The following is a 15,812-nucleotide window of genomic DNA, read 5'->3' on the forward strand; positions in this document are numbered from 1 at the left end:
GTGATGTTAAGTGAAATGTTCAGAGGAAATGATCGAGCGGATTCATCAGTATCTTGATCATGATATTAAGCAGGCGGATGAAAGGATCCTCAGAGAACATCTTCAGTCATGCACTGAATGTGCACAGCACCTGCATGAACTGGAGAAATCCATCGCCCTGGTGCAAAGCACCTCACATATTGAAGCTCCGTCTAATTTCACGCAGGCAGTTATGAACAGCCTTCCTGAAGAAAAGAAGCGAGTAGGTGTTGGCAGGTGGCTTAAAGGTCATCCGATGCTTGCGGCTGCCTCCCTGTTTGTGCTGCTGATGACAGGAAGCCTGTTTTCTTCCTGGTCGGGAGATTCAGACTTCAGTGTATCCAAACAGCCGAATCTGGTTGTTGAAAATAATACGGTTATCGTTCCTGAAGGCGAAACGGTTCAGGGAGATGTAACAGTCAAGGGCGGTACATTGAAGATCGAGGGAAAAGTAGAGGGAGATGTGACTGTCATTAACGGTGAGCGGTATATGGCTTCAGCCGGCCAGGTGACAGGCAAAGTTGAAGAAATTGATGAAGCCTTTGAGTGGATCTGGTTTCAAATGAAGTCTCTTGCAAAAGAGGTCGTCGATATTTTTCAGTAATGGGCCCCGGCGGCCTTTTTTTATTGTCTGAAAGGGGTGCCGTGATATATGGACTCTGGAGCGCAGGCTGTCCGTCCTTAAATGACTACAATACGGTTTAATTGCAGATTATATGATATAATATCGTAGTTATAGTCCTGTGCAAATGACTAAAACTGATGGAGGAAGAGAATATGGCACTTGAGGATTTTCCATTCTTGCACTACCTCGGCATCGCCGTTGATATTCTCCTGGTTTGGTTCGTTATATATAAGTTGATTATGGTGATACGGGGCACGAAGGCCGTTCAGCTTTTAAAAGGCATTATCGTGATTATCCTCGTTCGGACACTCAGCCAGTATTTAGGGCTGCAAACATTGCAATGGCTCATGGACCAAGCGTTAACATGGGGTTTTCTTGCGATTATTATTATTTTCCAGCCTGAGCTGCGGAGAGCACTGGAGCAGCTGGGACGGGGAAAACTTTTCTCAAGAAGCGGGGCCCCAGAGGAGGAAGAACAGCAAAAAATTATTGATGCCATCCTGAAAGCAACGGATTACATGGCAAAACGCCGTATCGGCGCACTCGTAACAATTGAAAAAGAAACAGGGATGAGCGATTACATAGAAACGGGCATACCGCTTCACTCAGCTTTATCTTCTGAGCTTTTAATCAATATTTTTATCCCGAACACTCCGCTTCATGACGGAGCTGTCATTCTTCAGAAAAACCAGATTGCAGCAGCAGCCTGCTACCTGCCTCTTTCTGAAAGTCCGTTTATTTCAAAAGAGCTTGGAACGAGGCACCGCGCAGCAGTCGGCATCAGTGAAGTAACAGACAGTATTACAATCGTTGTATCGGAGGAAACCGGAAGTATTTCGGTAACGAGAAACGGCGAGCTTCACAGAAATTTGACGGTTGAAGCTTTGAGTGAGATACTCGTTTCGGAATTTGGAAAACAGGCGAAAGCCGCTTCTTCAAACCTGTGGCAGTGGAGGGGGAAGAAGAATGGATAAGATGATAAACAATCATTGGGTCATGAGAATCATCGCGCTGCTTATGGCGCTTATGCTCTATATATCTGTCAACATCGAATCTCCTGCACCAAAGAAGCAGACGACAGGACCTGTTACATCTGTCTTCCCTTCTGCACCTTCTCAATCATCTAAAGGGACAGAGACCATTCAGGATGTAGAAGTAAAGACGTATCAGGACCAGGACAATGTGGTGATAACAGGTGTTCCGGAGACCGTCGATGTCACATTAAGCGGGCCGACCAACTCCCTTTTGAAAGCAAAGCAGCTGAAGGACTTTGAAATTTATGCCGAGCTGTCTGACCTTTCAATCGGCTCACACAGAATTGAACTGAAGCATAAAAATATAGCGGATAACCTGGAAGTGAATTTAAATCCTTCGGTCATTACGGTGAATGTAGAAGAAAAAGTAACACGTGATTTCCCGGTTGAAGTGGATTTTATTAATAAAAACCAGATAGTAGCCGGATATACGGCACAGGATCCGATTGTAAAGCCAAGTGTTGTCAGGGTAACAGGATCCAAAACCCTTATTGACAGCATTGCGCTGATCAAAACAAGAGTGAACCTGCAAAATGCGAATGAAACATTGGAGCAGGAATCAAAGGTGACGGTGTACGACGAAGACGGCAATATCCTTCCTGTTGAAGCCTATCCGTCCGTTGTAGACGTGACGGTGCCGATTACAAGCCCGAGCAAAAAGCTGCCTTTAAACATTAAAAATGAGGGCGAGCTTGGTGAAGGAATCAGCATAGCGAGCATTGAGGCTGTGCCGAATGAAGTGACCGTCTATGGTCCGCAGGATGTTCTGAATCCTCTTGAATTTATTGACGGGGTGACAGTGGACCTGAGCAAGATCAAAGATGACACCGTACTGGATGTTGATATCCCCGTTCCTGACGGTGCGACTAAAGTAAGCCCGGAAAAAATACAAATTAAAGTTGACGTTGATAAGGAAGAAGAGCGCGTATTTGAGAATCTGCCTGTCCGGATCAGAGGACTTGGTGAAGGGAAAATCCTTCAGTTTACAGATCCTGAATCAAGGGAGCTTGATCTGAGTGTAACAGCAGCGCCGAACGTCCTTGAGAAGATGAAGGCTTCCGACCTCGAGCTTTTCATCAATGTGAATGACCTGTCGGACGGTGAACACGACGTGAAAGTTGAAGTGAACGGACCTCAGGACATTAAGTGGAGCCTGCCGCAAGAGCAAGTGAACGTAAAGATTTCTTCTAAGCAATCATGATGATTGAAACAGTCAAAAGGAGCGATACTAGAATGGGAAAGTATTTTGGAACTGATGGTGTAAGAGGCGTTGCAAACAGTGAGCTGACACCTGAACTGGCATTTAAAATTGGACGCTTTGGAGGATATGTTCTGACAAAGGATTCAACACGTCCAAAAGTGCTGATTGGAAGAGATACACGCATTTCGGGACACATGCTTGAAGGTGCCCTTGTAGCGGGACTTCTTTCAATCGGAGCAGAAGTTATGCGTTTGGGAGTCATTTCAACTCCAGGCGTTTCATATTTGACAAAAGCACTTGGAGCCCAGGCTGGCGTGATGATTTCAGCATCCCACAATCCTGTTCAGGATAACGGCATTAAATTCTTTGGCCCGGACGGATTTAAATTGTCAGATGACCAGGAGTTTGAAATCGAAGGACTGATGGATCAGGCAGAAGATACACTTCCAAGACCTGTAGGATCAGATTTGGGACAGGTAAACGACTATTTTGAAGGCGGCCAGAAATATCTGCAGTTCCTGAAGCAGACAGTTGATGAGGACTTTACAGGTCTTCACGTTGCGCTTGACTGTGCACACGGAGCGACTTCATCCCTTGCAACGCACCTTTTTGCAGACCTTGATGCAGATGTTTCCACAATGGGAACAACGCCGAACGGCCTGAATATCAATGACGGTGTAGGATCTACTCACCCTGAAGCACTTGCTGCCTTCCTGAAAGAAAAAGGAGCGGATGTTGGACTTGCATTCGACGGCGACGGCGACCGCCTTATCGCTGTTGATGAAAAAGGCGATATCGTCGATGGCGATCAAATCATGTTCATCTGTGCAAAATTCCTTAACGAACATGGCAGATTGAAAAAAGAAACGGTTGTATCAACGATCATGAGTAACCTTGGTTTCTACAAAGCAGTTGAAGCGAACAACATGAAGAGCGCTCAAACAGCTGTCGGTGACCGCTACGTTGTAGAAGAGATGAAAAAAGGCGATTATAACCTTGGCGGAGAGCAGTCAGGGCATATCATCTTCCTTGACCACAACACAACGGGTGACGGCCTTCTTACAGCCATCCAGCTTGTAAATATCATGAAAGTAACCGGAAAATCTCTTTCTGAGCTTGCTTCAGAAATGGCGAAATTCCCGCAGCTTCTGATTAATGTCAGAGTGACAGATAAGCATGCTGTTACGGATAACATGAAAGTAAAGCAGATCATTGCCGAAGTGGAGCAGGAAATGAACGGTGACGGCCGCATCCTGGTGCGTCCTTCCGGTACAGAGCCGCTTGTCCGCGTGATGGCTGAAGCTCCGACTGCAGAGCTTTGCGAGCAATATGTGTCACGCATCGTGGCCGTTGTAAAAGCTGAAATGGGAACAGAATAAGGATTGAAAGACCTGCCGGCAGCGGCAGGTCTTTTTTAGCTAATATTCACAGACATATTTGCATCTTTTGCTGCCCCATACTAAATATACCTCATTGTCTCCTCCCGACAGGTTTGAAAAACCGGATGAACAGGGTATGAAAGCGGGGGAACAATCTTTTTCGTAATTCATATACTAAAGGGTGCATCTTTCTGAATCACAAAACGAATTGACGATTTGATTGTCGTATAGTAAGATTACTTTTGTGTTTTGATTTTAGACAGAGAAAGGAGCATAGTTAGTACGTTTTACGAAAAGCGCCTGAACTGAGCAGAACGAAAAAAGCTTAGTTGACGAGGATGGAGGATTATCGAAAGTTCGGCGGATGCCTCCCGGTTGACGATTACAGCCGCAAGCTCTCTCCTGAAAACAAAGAGGCAACTTTTTGCACAAAGGGAAGAACGTAATCACCTAAAAATATAGACATGTGTGAGGGGACAGATTAACAGGTCCCCGAGACTTGGCCTGTCCCCCGCCTAATGGGAGGATACTTTAGTATGTGCGGAATCGTTGGTTATATTGGACAAAAGGATACAAAAGAAATTTTGCTTCGCGGTCTTGAAAAGCTTGAGTACCGCGGTTATGATTCAGCTGGTATTGCTGTAATAAATGAAGACGGAGTTCATGTGTTTAAAGAAAAAGGCCGCATCGCTATTCTTCGCGAAGAAGTAGATGCGAATGTTCTTTCTACAGCTGGAATCGGTCACACCCGCTGGGCGACTCATGGCGCCCCTAGCAAACGCAACTCACATCCCCATCAAAGTGCTTCAAGCCGTTTTACGCTTGTTCACAATGGTGTCATTGAAAACTATTCAAGCCTTAAACGTGAATACCTTCAGGACGTAGCTCTTGCGAGTGACACAGACACAGAAGTTGTGGTACAGGTTATTGAGAAGTTTGTAAACCAGGGTGCAGATGTTGAAGAAGCGTTCAGCAAAACACTGTCGATCTTAAAAGGCTCTTACGCCATTGCCCTTTTAGATGAGCAAAATCCGGAAACAATCTTTGTTGCAAAAAACAAAAGCCCGCTTCTAGTCGGTCTTGGTGACGGCTTCAATGTTGTTGCATCAGATGCAATGGCTATGCTGCAGGTTACAGACCAATTTGTAGAGCTAATGGATAAAGAAATCGTCCTTGTAAAACGCGAAGCTGTTACGATTAAGAACCTTCAGGGTGAAGTTATTGAGCGTGCTCCATATACAGCTGAGCTTGACGCAAGCGATATCGAAAAAGGAACATACCCTCACTACATGCTTAAAGAAATCGATGAGCAGCCGCTTGTTATGCGGAAGATCATTCAAAAATATCAGGACGACCAAGGCAAGCTGTCGATGGACCCGGCTATTGTCGATGCAGTGAATGCTGCTGACCGCCTTTACATCGTGGCGTGCGGAACAAGCTATCATGCCGGACTTGTCGGTAAACAGTTCATTGAAAAATGGGCAAAGAAACCTGTTGAGGTTCATGTTGCAAGTGAATTCTCTTACAACATGCCGATTCTTTCTGAAAAACCGCTGTTTATCTTTATTTCACAAAGCGGTGAAACAGCAGACAGCCGTGCTGTACTTGTTCAAATTAAAGAGCTTGGCTACCAGGCACTAACGATCACTAACGTACCTGGTTCTACGCTTTCACGTGAAGCAAACCACACGCTTTTGCTTCATGCAGGACCTGAAATTGCCGTTGCTTCTACAAAAGCATATACTGCGCAATTAGGCGTACTTGCGATCCTTGCAGCAGTTACAGCTGAAGCAAGAGGCATTGACCTAAGCTTTGATATCGTAAAAGAAATGGGTATTGTCGCAAACGCAATGGAAGTCCTTTGCGATCAAAAAGAAGAAATGGAATACATTGCACGCGAATACCTTTCTACAACACGCAACTGCTTCTTCATCGGCCGTTCAGTCGACTACTATGTAGGACTTGAAGGCGCCCTGAAGCTGAAAGAAATCTCCTACATTCAGGCAGAAGGTTTTGCCGGAGGAGAGCTTAAGCACGGAACGATCGCACTAATTGAAAACGGCACGCCGGTTATCGCGCTTGCAACACAGGAGCATGTTAACCTAAGCATCCGCGGAAACGTGAAAGAAGTAGCAGCACGCGGAGCCAACCCATGCATTATCGCCCTTAAAGGCTTAGAAGAAGAAGACGACCGTTTCGTTCTTCCTGCTGTACACGAAGAACTGACGCCGCTTGCTTCTGTCATTCCGCTGCAATTGATCTCTTACTACGCAGCTCTTCACAGAGGTTGTGACGTGGATAAACCGCGTAACCTTGCTAAGAGTGTGACGGTTGAGTAAATCATACAGATAAATAAAAAAAACGGAGAAGGTCATTAAGATCTTCTCCGTTTTTTTTTGTTTAGTGGAACTTCTGTCACATATTTTCGTCTAAAGTGAGTAAGGGGGAGTTGTTATGAGATTACATAAGTTTATCTTCATTTTGACAATAGGGGTTTTATTTTTTCTAACAGGATGTGCAGAGGATCCTGACTATGAAGAACAATATATTGAAGTTGAAAAATGGGCAGGCGTTGATAACATTTATAAAGTTGATAGAGAAATTACCAGCACTAAAGAGGTTGATAAGGTCAGGAAAACTGTGAATCAAGCTGATTGGTCAAAAGCAAAAGCAAGCATGGCGCGTCCTGCTGATTACAGGTTTACCTTTCAACCTAAGGATCGCAGAATCATAACAAAAGCTGCTCTATATGAGCTTTGGATAAGTCCGAATAAAGACAGAGTGGAACTCGTCATAGACGTTGAGAGCAAGTATGCTCAATTAAATAAGAAAGATTCCGCTGTGGTGATTGAGATCGTGACTGGAGATGAATAAGAAATCTTTCTTTAAATATACAAAAAAGGAGCGGGGCTTGAATGAAACCCCTGCTCCTTTTTTCTATTAATAAACCTTATCCCCATTAAAGATCGAATTTTTCACAACGACGTAATCCACCGTGCGGATGGCATCAAGTTTCGTTCCGCCTGCATAGGAGATTGATGACTGCAGATCCTGCTCCATTTCAGTGAGCGTGTCCTTCAATGAGCCCTTGTGTTCAACGTACATTTTTTTGCCTTCGACGTTTTTCTTTTCGCCTTTTTGGAATTCAGAAGCTGATCCGAAGTATTCTTTGAAAAGCTTTCCGTCCATTTCGATGGTTTCACCAGGAGACTCCTCGTGTCCTGCGAACAGGGAGCCGATCATGACCATGGATGCTCCGAATCGAACAGACTTCGCAATGTCACCATGTGTGCGGATGCCGCCGTCTGCGATGATTGGCTTAGTTGCCGCCTTTGCACACCAGCGAAGTGCAGCAAGCTGCCAGCCGCCTGTTCCAAACCCTGTCTTGATTTTCGTGATGCACACTTTGCCCGGTCCGATTCCGACTTTTGTAGCGTCAGCGCCGGCGTGCTCAAGCTCTCTCACTGCTTCAGGAGTTCCAACGTTGCCTGCGATGACAAAGCTTCCAGGAAGATGTTTCTTAATATGTTTGATCATTTCGATGACCGCGTTTGAATGACCGTGGGCGATATCAATTGTAATATAATCAGGCACCAGATTCTCAGCCGCAAGTTCTTCAATAAAGCCGTACTCTTCCTCTTTAACACCGACGCTGATTGAAGCAATCAGGCCGCGTGATTTCATATCCTGGATGAACGCGCTTCTTTTCTCAGGCTGAAAACGGTGCATGATGTAGAAGTAGCCGTTTTCTGCAAGGTTTACAGCAATTGTTTCATCAATAATCGTCTGCATATTGGCAGGTACGACAGGAAGTTTGAATGTATGGTTTCCAAGAGCAATGGTTGTGTCACACTCAGAACGGCTGTTCACAACACATTTTGCAGGTATTAATTGAATATCTTCATAATCGAATACATTTTCCATGTAAAATACACCCCTAAATACGAATGTTATTGTTAAGATAACTTTTAATTGTTCGTCCATTTGGTACTTTACATCATTTGTATGGTTATGTCAAAGATTTTTAGAGAAAAAAACGAAGATTGATAGGAGGAATTCTAAATTTAAGTAAACCTTTACAATGGGAAAAAGGAGGTGTTTGCGTACATTAAGTGCTGTGACATGCGGTAAGCCGAAAGTGTTCTAAACCCGAGTTAGCAGCACATACCGGGTATCCGGAACAGGAGAAAGTGCGGTAAACCCGAGTTAACAGCATAAAGCGGGTATCCGGAACAGGAGAAAGTGCGGTAAACCCGAGTTAACAGCATAAAGCGGGTATCCGGAACAGGAGAAAGTGCGGTAAACCCGAGTTAGCAACACAAACCAGGTATCCGGTGCAGCCGAAAGTGCGGTAAACCCGAGTTAACAGCACAAACCGGGTATCCGGTGCAGTCGAAAGTGTTCTAAACCCGAGTTAACAACACAAACCGGTTATCCGGTGCAGCCGAAAGTGCGGTAAACCCGAGTTAACAGCACAAACCAGGTATCCGGAACAGGAGAAAGTGCGGTAAACCCGAGTTAACAGCATAAAGCGGGTATCCGGAACAGGAGAAAGTGCGGTAAACCCGAGTTAGCAACACAAACCAGGTATCCGGTGCAGCCGAAAGTGTTCTAAACCCGAGTTAACAACACAAACCGGTTATCCGGTACAGCTGAAAGTGTTCTAAACCCGAGTTAACAGCACAAACCGGGTATCCGGAACAGCTGAAAGTGCGCTAACGATTTGCAGGCAGGACCTCGGCGGATTCGGTTACTGCTTCGATCGCCGATGTGATGCACTTCATTCCTCCTGCTGACTGACTAATCAAGTGCCGCTAGTCAACCCCTTTTTTTCGGTAAAAACTACCGCTATTCTTGCAAACTAGTATTCGTATAAAATAAAGCTATGAAAACACTTAAATCTTTTTCTCTTATGTTGTTGGTTGTCGCTCTAGCCTTTGGATTCAGCAGTCAAGCAAGTGCTGCAAGTACATACACAGTTAAAAGCGGGGATACGATGTGGAAAATCGCATCGAAGTATCAGGTTGGCGTTTCTGAATTGATTAAAGCCAATCCAAATGTTAAGAATGCTAATATGATCTATCCAGGACAGTCTCTTAACATTCCTTCTGGAAGCGCTTATCAAAGCATGGAAAGCGAAGTGGTTACGCTTGTAAATAAAGAGCGTGCCAAATACGGTTTAAAGCCGCTTGCCGCCAACTGGGAGGTTGCCCGTGTTGCACGGTACAAATCAGAAGATATGCGTGACAAAAACTACTTCAGTCACACATCGCCTACATACGGCTCTCCATTTGATATGATGAAGAGCTTCGGCATTCAGTACAGTTATGCAGGTGAGAACATTGCTGCCGGACAGTCTACAGCTCAAAGTGTTGTAACTGCCTGGATGAACAGTGAAGGACACCGCAAAAACATTCTGTCTTCTAATTTCAAGGAAATCGGTGTCGGGTACGCCAAAGGCGGATCTTACGGCCACTATTGGACGCAGATGTTTATCAGCAAATAATGGACAAGGAGGAGACAGGGCAATCCGTTTACGGGTTGCCCTTTTTTATGCAGGAAAAGATTCTTATCATAAGCGGGAGTTCTGTTTTCATTTTTTTAAAAAACCCACTATAATAAGCTTAGATGAAATTTCGAGTGCATAGAGAGAAATGGAGGACACTCATGAAGCAGGCAAGCCCGAGAGTAGGTACGTTTAAGAGGTTTATCCTTAACAATAGATTTGTTCTGTTTCTTCTGATTCTGCTTTTGATTGGATTAAACATTCTTGTTTTTATGCAGGTATCGTTTATCTTTACACCGATTGAAGTGCTGATTAAAACCATTCTTCTGCCCATCATCATGGCAGCGATTGTCTATTATCTGCTGAATCCCGTGGTGGATTTTTTTGAACGGAAAGGCGTACGGAGAATTTATTCTATTTTGCTCCTGTTTGTTGTGATTGCAGGGCTGCTGACCATCCTGATTGTGTCGGTCATTCCGTTTTTAAAAGCGCAGGTTCTGAGTTTGATTGAAAGTTTTCCTCAATATACAAAAGATGTAGAGCTGCTTGTCATGCAGGTGGTCGGCAGCGATTTTGTTGATCAGGCACAGAAAACGCTGAATATTAATGTAGCGGATCTGTCAAAGCAGATGTCTGAGCAGGCTTCCACAATCATCAACAATATGTTTGCGGGAATCGGGAATATTGTAGGGATTGTGAAAGACTTCATCCTGGCGATTGTCACACTGCCGTTCATTTTGTTTTATTTGTTAAAGGACGGAAAAAAACTTGGGCCATATGTTCTTAAATTTTTGCCCGTTAACCTCAGAAGTTCTACATTTAAAGTGATGCATGAAATGAATCAGCAGATCAGTTCATATATCCGCGGACAGATTATTGTCAGCTTCTGCATTGGCGCGCTTATGTATGTCGGCTTTTTAACGATCGGTCTTGAGTATGCTTCCCTGCTTGCCCTGATTGCTGCATTTACAAGCGTTGTGCCGTATCTTGGGCCGGCGATTGCGATTACGCCAGCGTTTATTATTGCCCTTGTCACATCGCCGTTTATGGTTTTGAAGCTGATCATCGTATGGACCATTGTTCAATTGATTGAAGGGAAGTTTATTTCTCCGCAGATTATGGGACGTAATCTTCATATCCATCCGATTACGATTATTTTCGTGATATTGACGGCTGGAAATCTATTTGGGGTAGTAGGAATTATTCTGGCAGTGCCGGGATATGCCGTGCTCAAGGTTATTGTGACCCACCTGTTTGAATGGATGAAAATCCGCAGTAATATGTATGAACAGAAAGGGATTGAATGAAGCATTTCTTCTTTAGAAGAGATGCTTTTTTGCATACTCAAACGAATAAACTTTTCAATAAAGGGTATATAAAAAAGAGCAAGAAAGTTTGAATATGAAAGGGAGTATGGAACATGTCAGAAGCATTATTTACTACATCAGTTACAGCAGTAGGCGGACGTGAAGGGAAAGTACATTCATCAAATGATGTCATCAACATGGATATTGCAATGCCGGGCTCACCGAGAGCAGACAGAGTGCCGAATGCAACAAATCCTGAGCAACTGTTTGCAGCGGGATATGCGGCCTGCTTTGACGGCGCCCTTCAGCATATGGCAAGAAAAGAAAAAGTGAAGTTTGATTCTGAGGTAACGGCCAATGTCAGCTTCCTGAAGGACGAGTCAGACGGGGGCTTCAAGCTCGCGGTAAAACTCGACGTAAAGGGAACAGGCATTGAAAAGGACAAGCTTGAGGATCTTGTGCATAAAGCTCATGAATTCTGCCCTTATTCAAAGGCGACAAGAGGAAATATTGATGTAACTCTTGAAGCGCAGGCTTAAATTCTTATAAAAATGGTGCTTACTCATTTGAGTAGGCACCATTTTTTGTAGCCTTGCTTCACTTGTTAATCATTTAGGACAATGTTGACATTCAGCTGAGAATACCTTAAAATTATCTTGGATTCGAGATATTAACTCATGTTTATATAGATAAAGGAAAGAGAAACTATTTTTAAAGGAGAGATGTTTCAATGAAAACAGCGGGTATTCACCACATTACGGCCATTGTCGGCCATCCGCAGGAAAACGCTGATTTTTATGCAGGGATTCTTGGGCTTAGATTAGTGAAACAAACGGTTAACTTTGATGATCCTGGAACGTACCATCTTTATTTCGGAGATGAAGGGGGACATCCTGGAACGATTATTACTTTTTTCCCTTGGCCGGATGCGTATCAGGGCACGATTGGAGACGGCCAGGTCGGTGTAACGTCTTATGCTGTTCCAAAAGGAGCTCTGCCGTTTTGGGAAGAAAGACTTGGGAGATACGGCGTGCCGTTTGAAAAGATGGAACGGTTTGGCGAGTCATTCCTTGTGTTTGACGATCCTCATGGACTGCATCTTGAGCTTGTTGAGAGGGAAAAAGGAAAACAGAACGCATGGGAGTTTGGCGGTGTAACAGCCAATGTTGGGATAAAAGGTTTCGCAGGTGCAACTCTCCTGTCCTCACGTCCTGAAAAAACGGCAGAACTTCTTGAAAAGGTGATGGGATATGAAAAAGTGGCCGAAGAGCGGGACTTTATCCGTTTTCGTTCAACGGCTGATATCGGAAACATCATTGATTTGAAGATGACTCCGATTGGTCGGGGGAGAATGGGAGTAGGCACGGTTCATCACATTGCTTTCCGGGCAGAAGACGACAGCAATCAGCTTCAATGGCAGCAGCATGTCGCAAGGAGCGGCTACCAGGTGACGCCTGTGCAGGACCGCCAGTATTTTAATGCAATCTACTTCAGGGAGCACGGTGAGATCCTGTTTGAAATCGCAACAGACCCTCCTGGATTTGCCCATGATGAAGAAGTGCTTGGCGGAAAACTTATGCTGCCTGAGCGGTATGAGCCGCAGAGGGATAAGATTGAGAAGGTGCTTGCACCGTTTGAAATAAGAGAAGTGTAAGAACCAGAAAACCCGGACTTCGCATGAGTCCGGGTTTTACGTGTTTTTAAAGAAACAGCACCATGTGTTCTTCATCAAAATAGGTGCCGTTCGCTTTCAAGGCTCTTTTTTCATAGCCATATATTGAAAAGCCAAGAGAGGCATAAAGATGCCTTGCAGACTGGTTGCTGCTGACAACAGAAAGCTGCAGCTGCTCTGTGTCCTCAAGCTGACCGGCGCGGGCAATAGCCGCCGACATAAGCTGCCTGCCAATGCCCTTTCCCCGGTAAGGCGGAGAGACGTACATCGCGAAGATGGAGGCTTTATGTTTGAGTTTCGCTTTCGTTTCAGGGACTAGCGTAACAACCCCTGTAAGTGCATCCCCGTCAAAAGAGCCAAACGTAAACGTATGCTCAGCGTCGAGCCTTGCTTTGAAGAGGTCTATTGGATAAAGAAGCTCTTCTTCGTAGCTTGAGCCAAACGCTTCCGGGGTGGTTTTCAGGCCTTCAAGGCGGATGCTGCGGTATGCGGCGGAATCGTGTCCATTTAGAATGCGGATTTTCATAGGCTCCTCCAAAAGTGGTTTTAAGTAAGATTGCAGTGCCTGAACGAATTCATTCAGCCATACTTTTTCTGATGCTCTTTTTTCAATTTCAAATAGTCTTCATCTTCTCTGATCTTTATCCATTTCTCCTTGAAGATAGAAGCGGATTCCGCTTTTTCGTCGTCAATGTCACGCTCGTGAAGGTCGCCGTCCTCCTTGTACTTTCGCCCGCCTTTATAATTGGCGTAGCGTCTGGCACGTGTGTAGCCCATCTGGATGAATTTCCGCGCCATGTCCATTCCGACAAAATCGTCTTTTTCTTTGTATTCTTCATACATCGCGTAAATCGTTTCTGAAGATTCCCTCGCAATTTCAGGCGTTTTAAACCGCCAGTGGGGAAGGATTTCTCCTTTATAGGGTTCAACAAGCAAAACGCCCTGCTCGCCTCTGCCGACCCGGTATTTTTCGGGATTCTTGCGAAAATCCGTATGTTCGAAGTCCTCATCATAATTAAATGCCATGTCCATCACCTCTGTACTCTTTACCCGAAAACAAAGAATGTTATCTGAAAATGGCAGCAAACAAACCGGTTAGGACGAGTGCGGCAAACATGGCGGCTGCGATAGCCTTCCCCTTGTTGATTTCAGGTTTTGCTTTCTTATAGCCAAGCCTCCGGCTGACAAGCTTCCCGGCTGTGTAATTGCTGAAGTAATAGGGAACAAGAATCACGATCACATACAGCCAGAAAAGCGGATTGAACACAATGAAGAAAAAAAGGAACACCGGCCAGAAAAGAATTCCGGCTTTTCTTCTGATGAAAGAATGAGTCTGCAGGATACGAAGCAAAAACCTGTACAGAGCATAGTCCGTTTTCAGCATCTCGAGGTATTGCTCTCTGTAATCCTGATCATCAGGGTCAATTGCAGCAGCGCTGCGGCTCAGCTCCCTTGCCTGCTTGAAATCGCCGCGGTTGAAGGCGGTATTGGCCAGAGTATAGTACACGTAGGGATTATCTTCATTGCTTTTCAAAGCCATCTGCTCGTATTCTTTCGATTTTTTCTTTTTCCCGAAAAGCAGGAGGAGATTGCTGTAGGCTGCAAGGTATGTGGCATCTTCGGTTTCATGAACAAGCGCAATCTCCATGAGCCCCAAAGCTTTCTTCCCTTTATTTTTCTGCAGGGCTCTCATTGCTTTGAGGTAATAGAGGTGAGCTGTGTCCGGATAGAGATGGAGAGCACTTTCTGCAGCCGCATCAAATGCTTTCCATTCACCAAGATTGAAGAGAGCCATGACAAGGATGAGGTGACCGGTGAAGTCTTCCGGATCTTTACGGAGGGCTTCTTTTGAAAAATGGACAGCTGCAGGAAAATCCTCTTTATCTGCATAGATTCTGGCAAGAAGCGAATACGAACGGGCATCCTCAGGATCAGACGCAATCAGGGCATGTGCTTCTTTGGTGGCCTGGCTGTAATTTTTCCAGTCTGTCAGTTTGCGGATCCTCTCCTCATAGATGCTGAACATCAGCGGATGCCATGTGCTTTCATATAGTCCAGAACGTGCTGATAATCCTTATTTGTATCGCTGAACGTTGCATAGTTCTTGGCGGTTGAAAACCATTCAAGCGTCGTAGGGTTCCGGTTCCTTGCGGCTTTCAGGACATCTGCATGCGACATTGGCTGCAGGGAGCCCTGCTCGAGTGAGCGTTCAATGGCTTTTGATACGGCATCATCCACAACCTGAGTCAAATCAGCTCCTGAAAAGTGAGAGGTTACCTTAGCCACTTTCGATAAATCAAGCTTCTCCTGAGGCTTATCTTTTGTTTTGAGCGTCAAAATCAGCTCGCGCTCTTCCTGTGAGGGAGGCGGGATGAAAAGAAGAGAATTGAACCTTCCCGGCCTCCGCAGCGCCGGATCAAGATACCAGGGTGTATTCGTCGCCCCGATGATGTAAACCTGATCGTTGAACGACTGCAGTCCATCAAGCTCCAAAAGAAGCTGATTGACAATCATCCGGTCGTGGTGCTGGCTCATGCGGTGCCGGTTTCCCCCAAGGGCGTCTAGCTCATCAATAAACAGCACACAAGGCTTCTGCTCCCGTGCTTTCTCAAAAACATCATGCAGATTGTGCTCGCTCTGGCCGACATACATGGATAGAATGGCCTGCAGCTCAAGGTGGATAAAACTTGCATTGATCTCACCTGCAATCGCTTTTGCCAGAAATGTTTTCCCGCATCCCGGAGGCCCGTACAGCAGAAGGCTGCCGCCGCTCTTTTTACCAAAGGCCTGAAAAAACTCAGGCGACTGGATCGGCATAATAAAATCCATGCGAATCCGCTTTTTTACATCCTCAAGTCCGCCGACATCATCAAATGTCTCCTTCGGCTGAACCGTCTCAACCAGGCTGTTTTTATCCTTATCAAACTGAATCACTTTCAAATTTCTGCGCTTTTTATCATCATCTGATCTCACAACCATACCTCCTGTACTGAACAATCATTCTTCTTTGATACTAGCAAAATATGAAAGTATTTCCAAGATGAAGAATACCTGGTTGGGGAGGGAGTTA

General features: G+C 45.1%; 15 protein-coding genes. 10 read left to right on the forward strand and 5 right to left on the reverse strand.

Annotated features, from left to right (window positions below):
• Positions 1–10 precede the first annotated feature (10 nt).
• From JOJ89_RS01040 to JOJ89_RS01065, 6 genes are all read left to right on the forward strand, one after another.
• A complete protein-coding gene (locus JOJ89_RS01040; RefSeq protein WP_029286231.1) occupies positions 11–622 on the forward strand; it encodes an anti-sigma factor family protein in 612 nt (203 codons plus the stop codon).
• A gap of 173 nt (positions 623–795) precedes the next feature.
• Entirely contained in the window at positions 796–1,617 is an 822-nt protein-coding gene (gene cdaA / locus JOJ89_RS01045; protein ID WP_029286233.1) for a diadenylate cyclase CdaA, read from the forward strand.
• Positions 1,610–2,878 (forward strand): CdaR family protein, encoded by a 1,269-nt coding sequence (locus JOJ89_RS01050; protein ID WP_029286235.1) that lies wholly within the window; start codon positions 1,610–1,612, stop codon positions 2,876–2,878. The genes cdaA and JOJ89_RS01050 overlap by 8 nt, the downstream gene beginning before the upstream one ends.
• Before the next feature lie 32 nt (positions 2,879–2,910).
• Positions 2,911–4,257 carry a phosphoglucosamine mutase gene (gene glmM / locus JOJ89_RS01055; RefSeq protein ID WP_203289341.1) on the forward strand — a complete coding sequence of 449 codons (1,347 nt, stop codon included), beginning with the start codon at positions 2,911–2,913 and terminating at the stop codon, positions 4,255–4,257.
• A gap of 536 nt (positions 4,258–4,793) precedes the next feature.
• Positions 4,794–6,596 carry a glutamine--fructose-6-phosphate transaminase (isomerizing) gene (gene glmS / locus JOJ89_RS01060; RefSeq protein ID WP_029566305.1) on the forward strand — a complete coding sequence of 601 codons (1,803 nt, stop codon included), beginning with the start codon at positions 4,794–4,796 and terminating at the stop codon, positions 6,594–6,596.
• A gap of 115 nt (positions 6,597–6,711) precedes the next feature.
• Positions 6,712–7,131, forward strand: a complete 420-nt coding sequence (locus tag JOJ89_RS01065) for a hypothetical protein (RefSeq protein ID WP_029566306.1) — start codon at positions 6,712–6,714, stop codon at positions 7,129–7,131.
• 66 nt (positions 7,132–7,197) lie between these two features.
• Here the strand turns inward: JOJ89_RS01065 and guaC are convergent, their stop codons facing one another.
• Entirely contained in the window at positions 7,198–8,181 is a 984-nt protein-coding gene (guaC, locus tag JOJ89_RS01070) for a GMP reductase (protein ID WP_029286243.1), read from the reverse strand.
• A gap of 961 nt (positions 8,182–9,142) precedes the next feature.
• Here guaC and safA point away from each other — a divergent pair.
• From safA to JOJ89_RS01090, 4 genes are all read left to right on the forward strand, one after another.
• Positions 9,143–9,763 (forward strand): SafA/ExsA family spore coat assembly protein, encoded by a 621-nt coding sequence (gene safA / locus JOJ89_RS01075; RefSeq protein ID WP_081414245.1) that lies wholly within the window; start codon positions 9,143–9,145, stop codon positions 9,761–9,763.
• A 161-nt stretch (positions 9,764–9,924) separates the two neighbouring features.
• Positions 9,925–11,070, forward strand: coding sequence for an AI-2E family transporter (locus tag JOJ89_RS01080; protein WP_029566308.1), 1,146 nt, complete (start codon positions 9,925–9,927; stop codon positions 11,068–11,070).
• A gap of 113 nt (positions 11,071–11,183) precedes the next feature.
• Positions 11,184–11,609: an organic hydroperoxide resistance protein gene (locus JOJ89_RS01085; RefSeq protein WP_029286248.1), complete on the forward strand. Its 426-nt coding sequence runs from the start codon at positions 11,184–11,186 to the stop codon at positions 11,607–11,609.
• A 191-nt stretch (positions 11,610–11,800) separates the two neighbouring features.
• Positions 11,801–12,724 (forward strand): ring-cleaving dioxygenase, encoded by a 924-nt coding sequence (locus JOJ89_RS01090; protein ID WP_029566310.1) that lies wholly within the window; start codon positions 11,801–11,803, stop codon positions 12,722–12,724.
• Between the two features lie 46 nt (positions 12,725–12,770).
• On the opposite strand, the gene JOJ89_RS01095 is transcribed toward JOJ89_RS01090, so the two are convergent.
• Genes JOJ89_RS01095 through JOJ89_RS01110 form a run of 4 tightly spaced genes read right to left on the reverse strand, consistent with a single transcriptional unit; the run spans position 12,771 to position 15,721 of the window.
• Positions 12,771–13,268 carry a GNAT family N-acetyltransferase gene (locus JOJ89_RS01095; protein WP_029566311.1) on the reverse strand — a complete coding sequence of 166 codons (498 nt, stop codon included), beginning with the start codon at positions 13,266–13,268 and terminating at the stop codon, positions 12,771–12,773.
• 53 nt (positions 13,269–13,321) lie between these two features.
• Positions 13,322–13,768: a DUF4385 domain-containing protein gene (locus tag JOJ89_RS01100; protein WP_029566312.1), complete on the reverse strand. Its 447-nt coding sequence runs from the start codon at positions 13,766–13,768 to the stop codon at positions 13,322–13,324.
• 40 nt (positions 13,769–13,808) lie between these two features.
• Positions 13,809–14,768: a tetratricopeptide repeat protein gene (locus JOJ89_RS01105; protein ID WP_203289342.1), complete on the reverse strand. Its 960-nt coding sequence runs from the start codon at positions 14,766–14,768 to the stop codon at positions 13,809–13,811.
• A complete protein-coding gene (locus JOJ89_RS01110) occupies positions 14,768–15,721 on the reverse strand; it encodes an ATP-binding protein (RefSeq protein WP_203289343.1) in 954 nt (317 codons plus the stop codon). The genes JOJ89_RS01105 and JOJ89_RS01110 overlap by 1 nt, the downstream gene beginning before the upstream one ends.
• Between the last annotated feature and the right edge of the window lie 91 nt (positions 15,722–15,812).

Source organism: Metabacillus sp. cB07 (genome assembly GCF_016839225.1).
GTDB lineage: Bacteria > Bacillota > Bacilli > Bacillales > Bacillaceae > Bacillus_P > Bacillus_P indicus.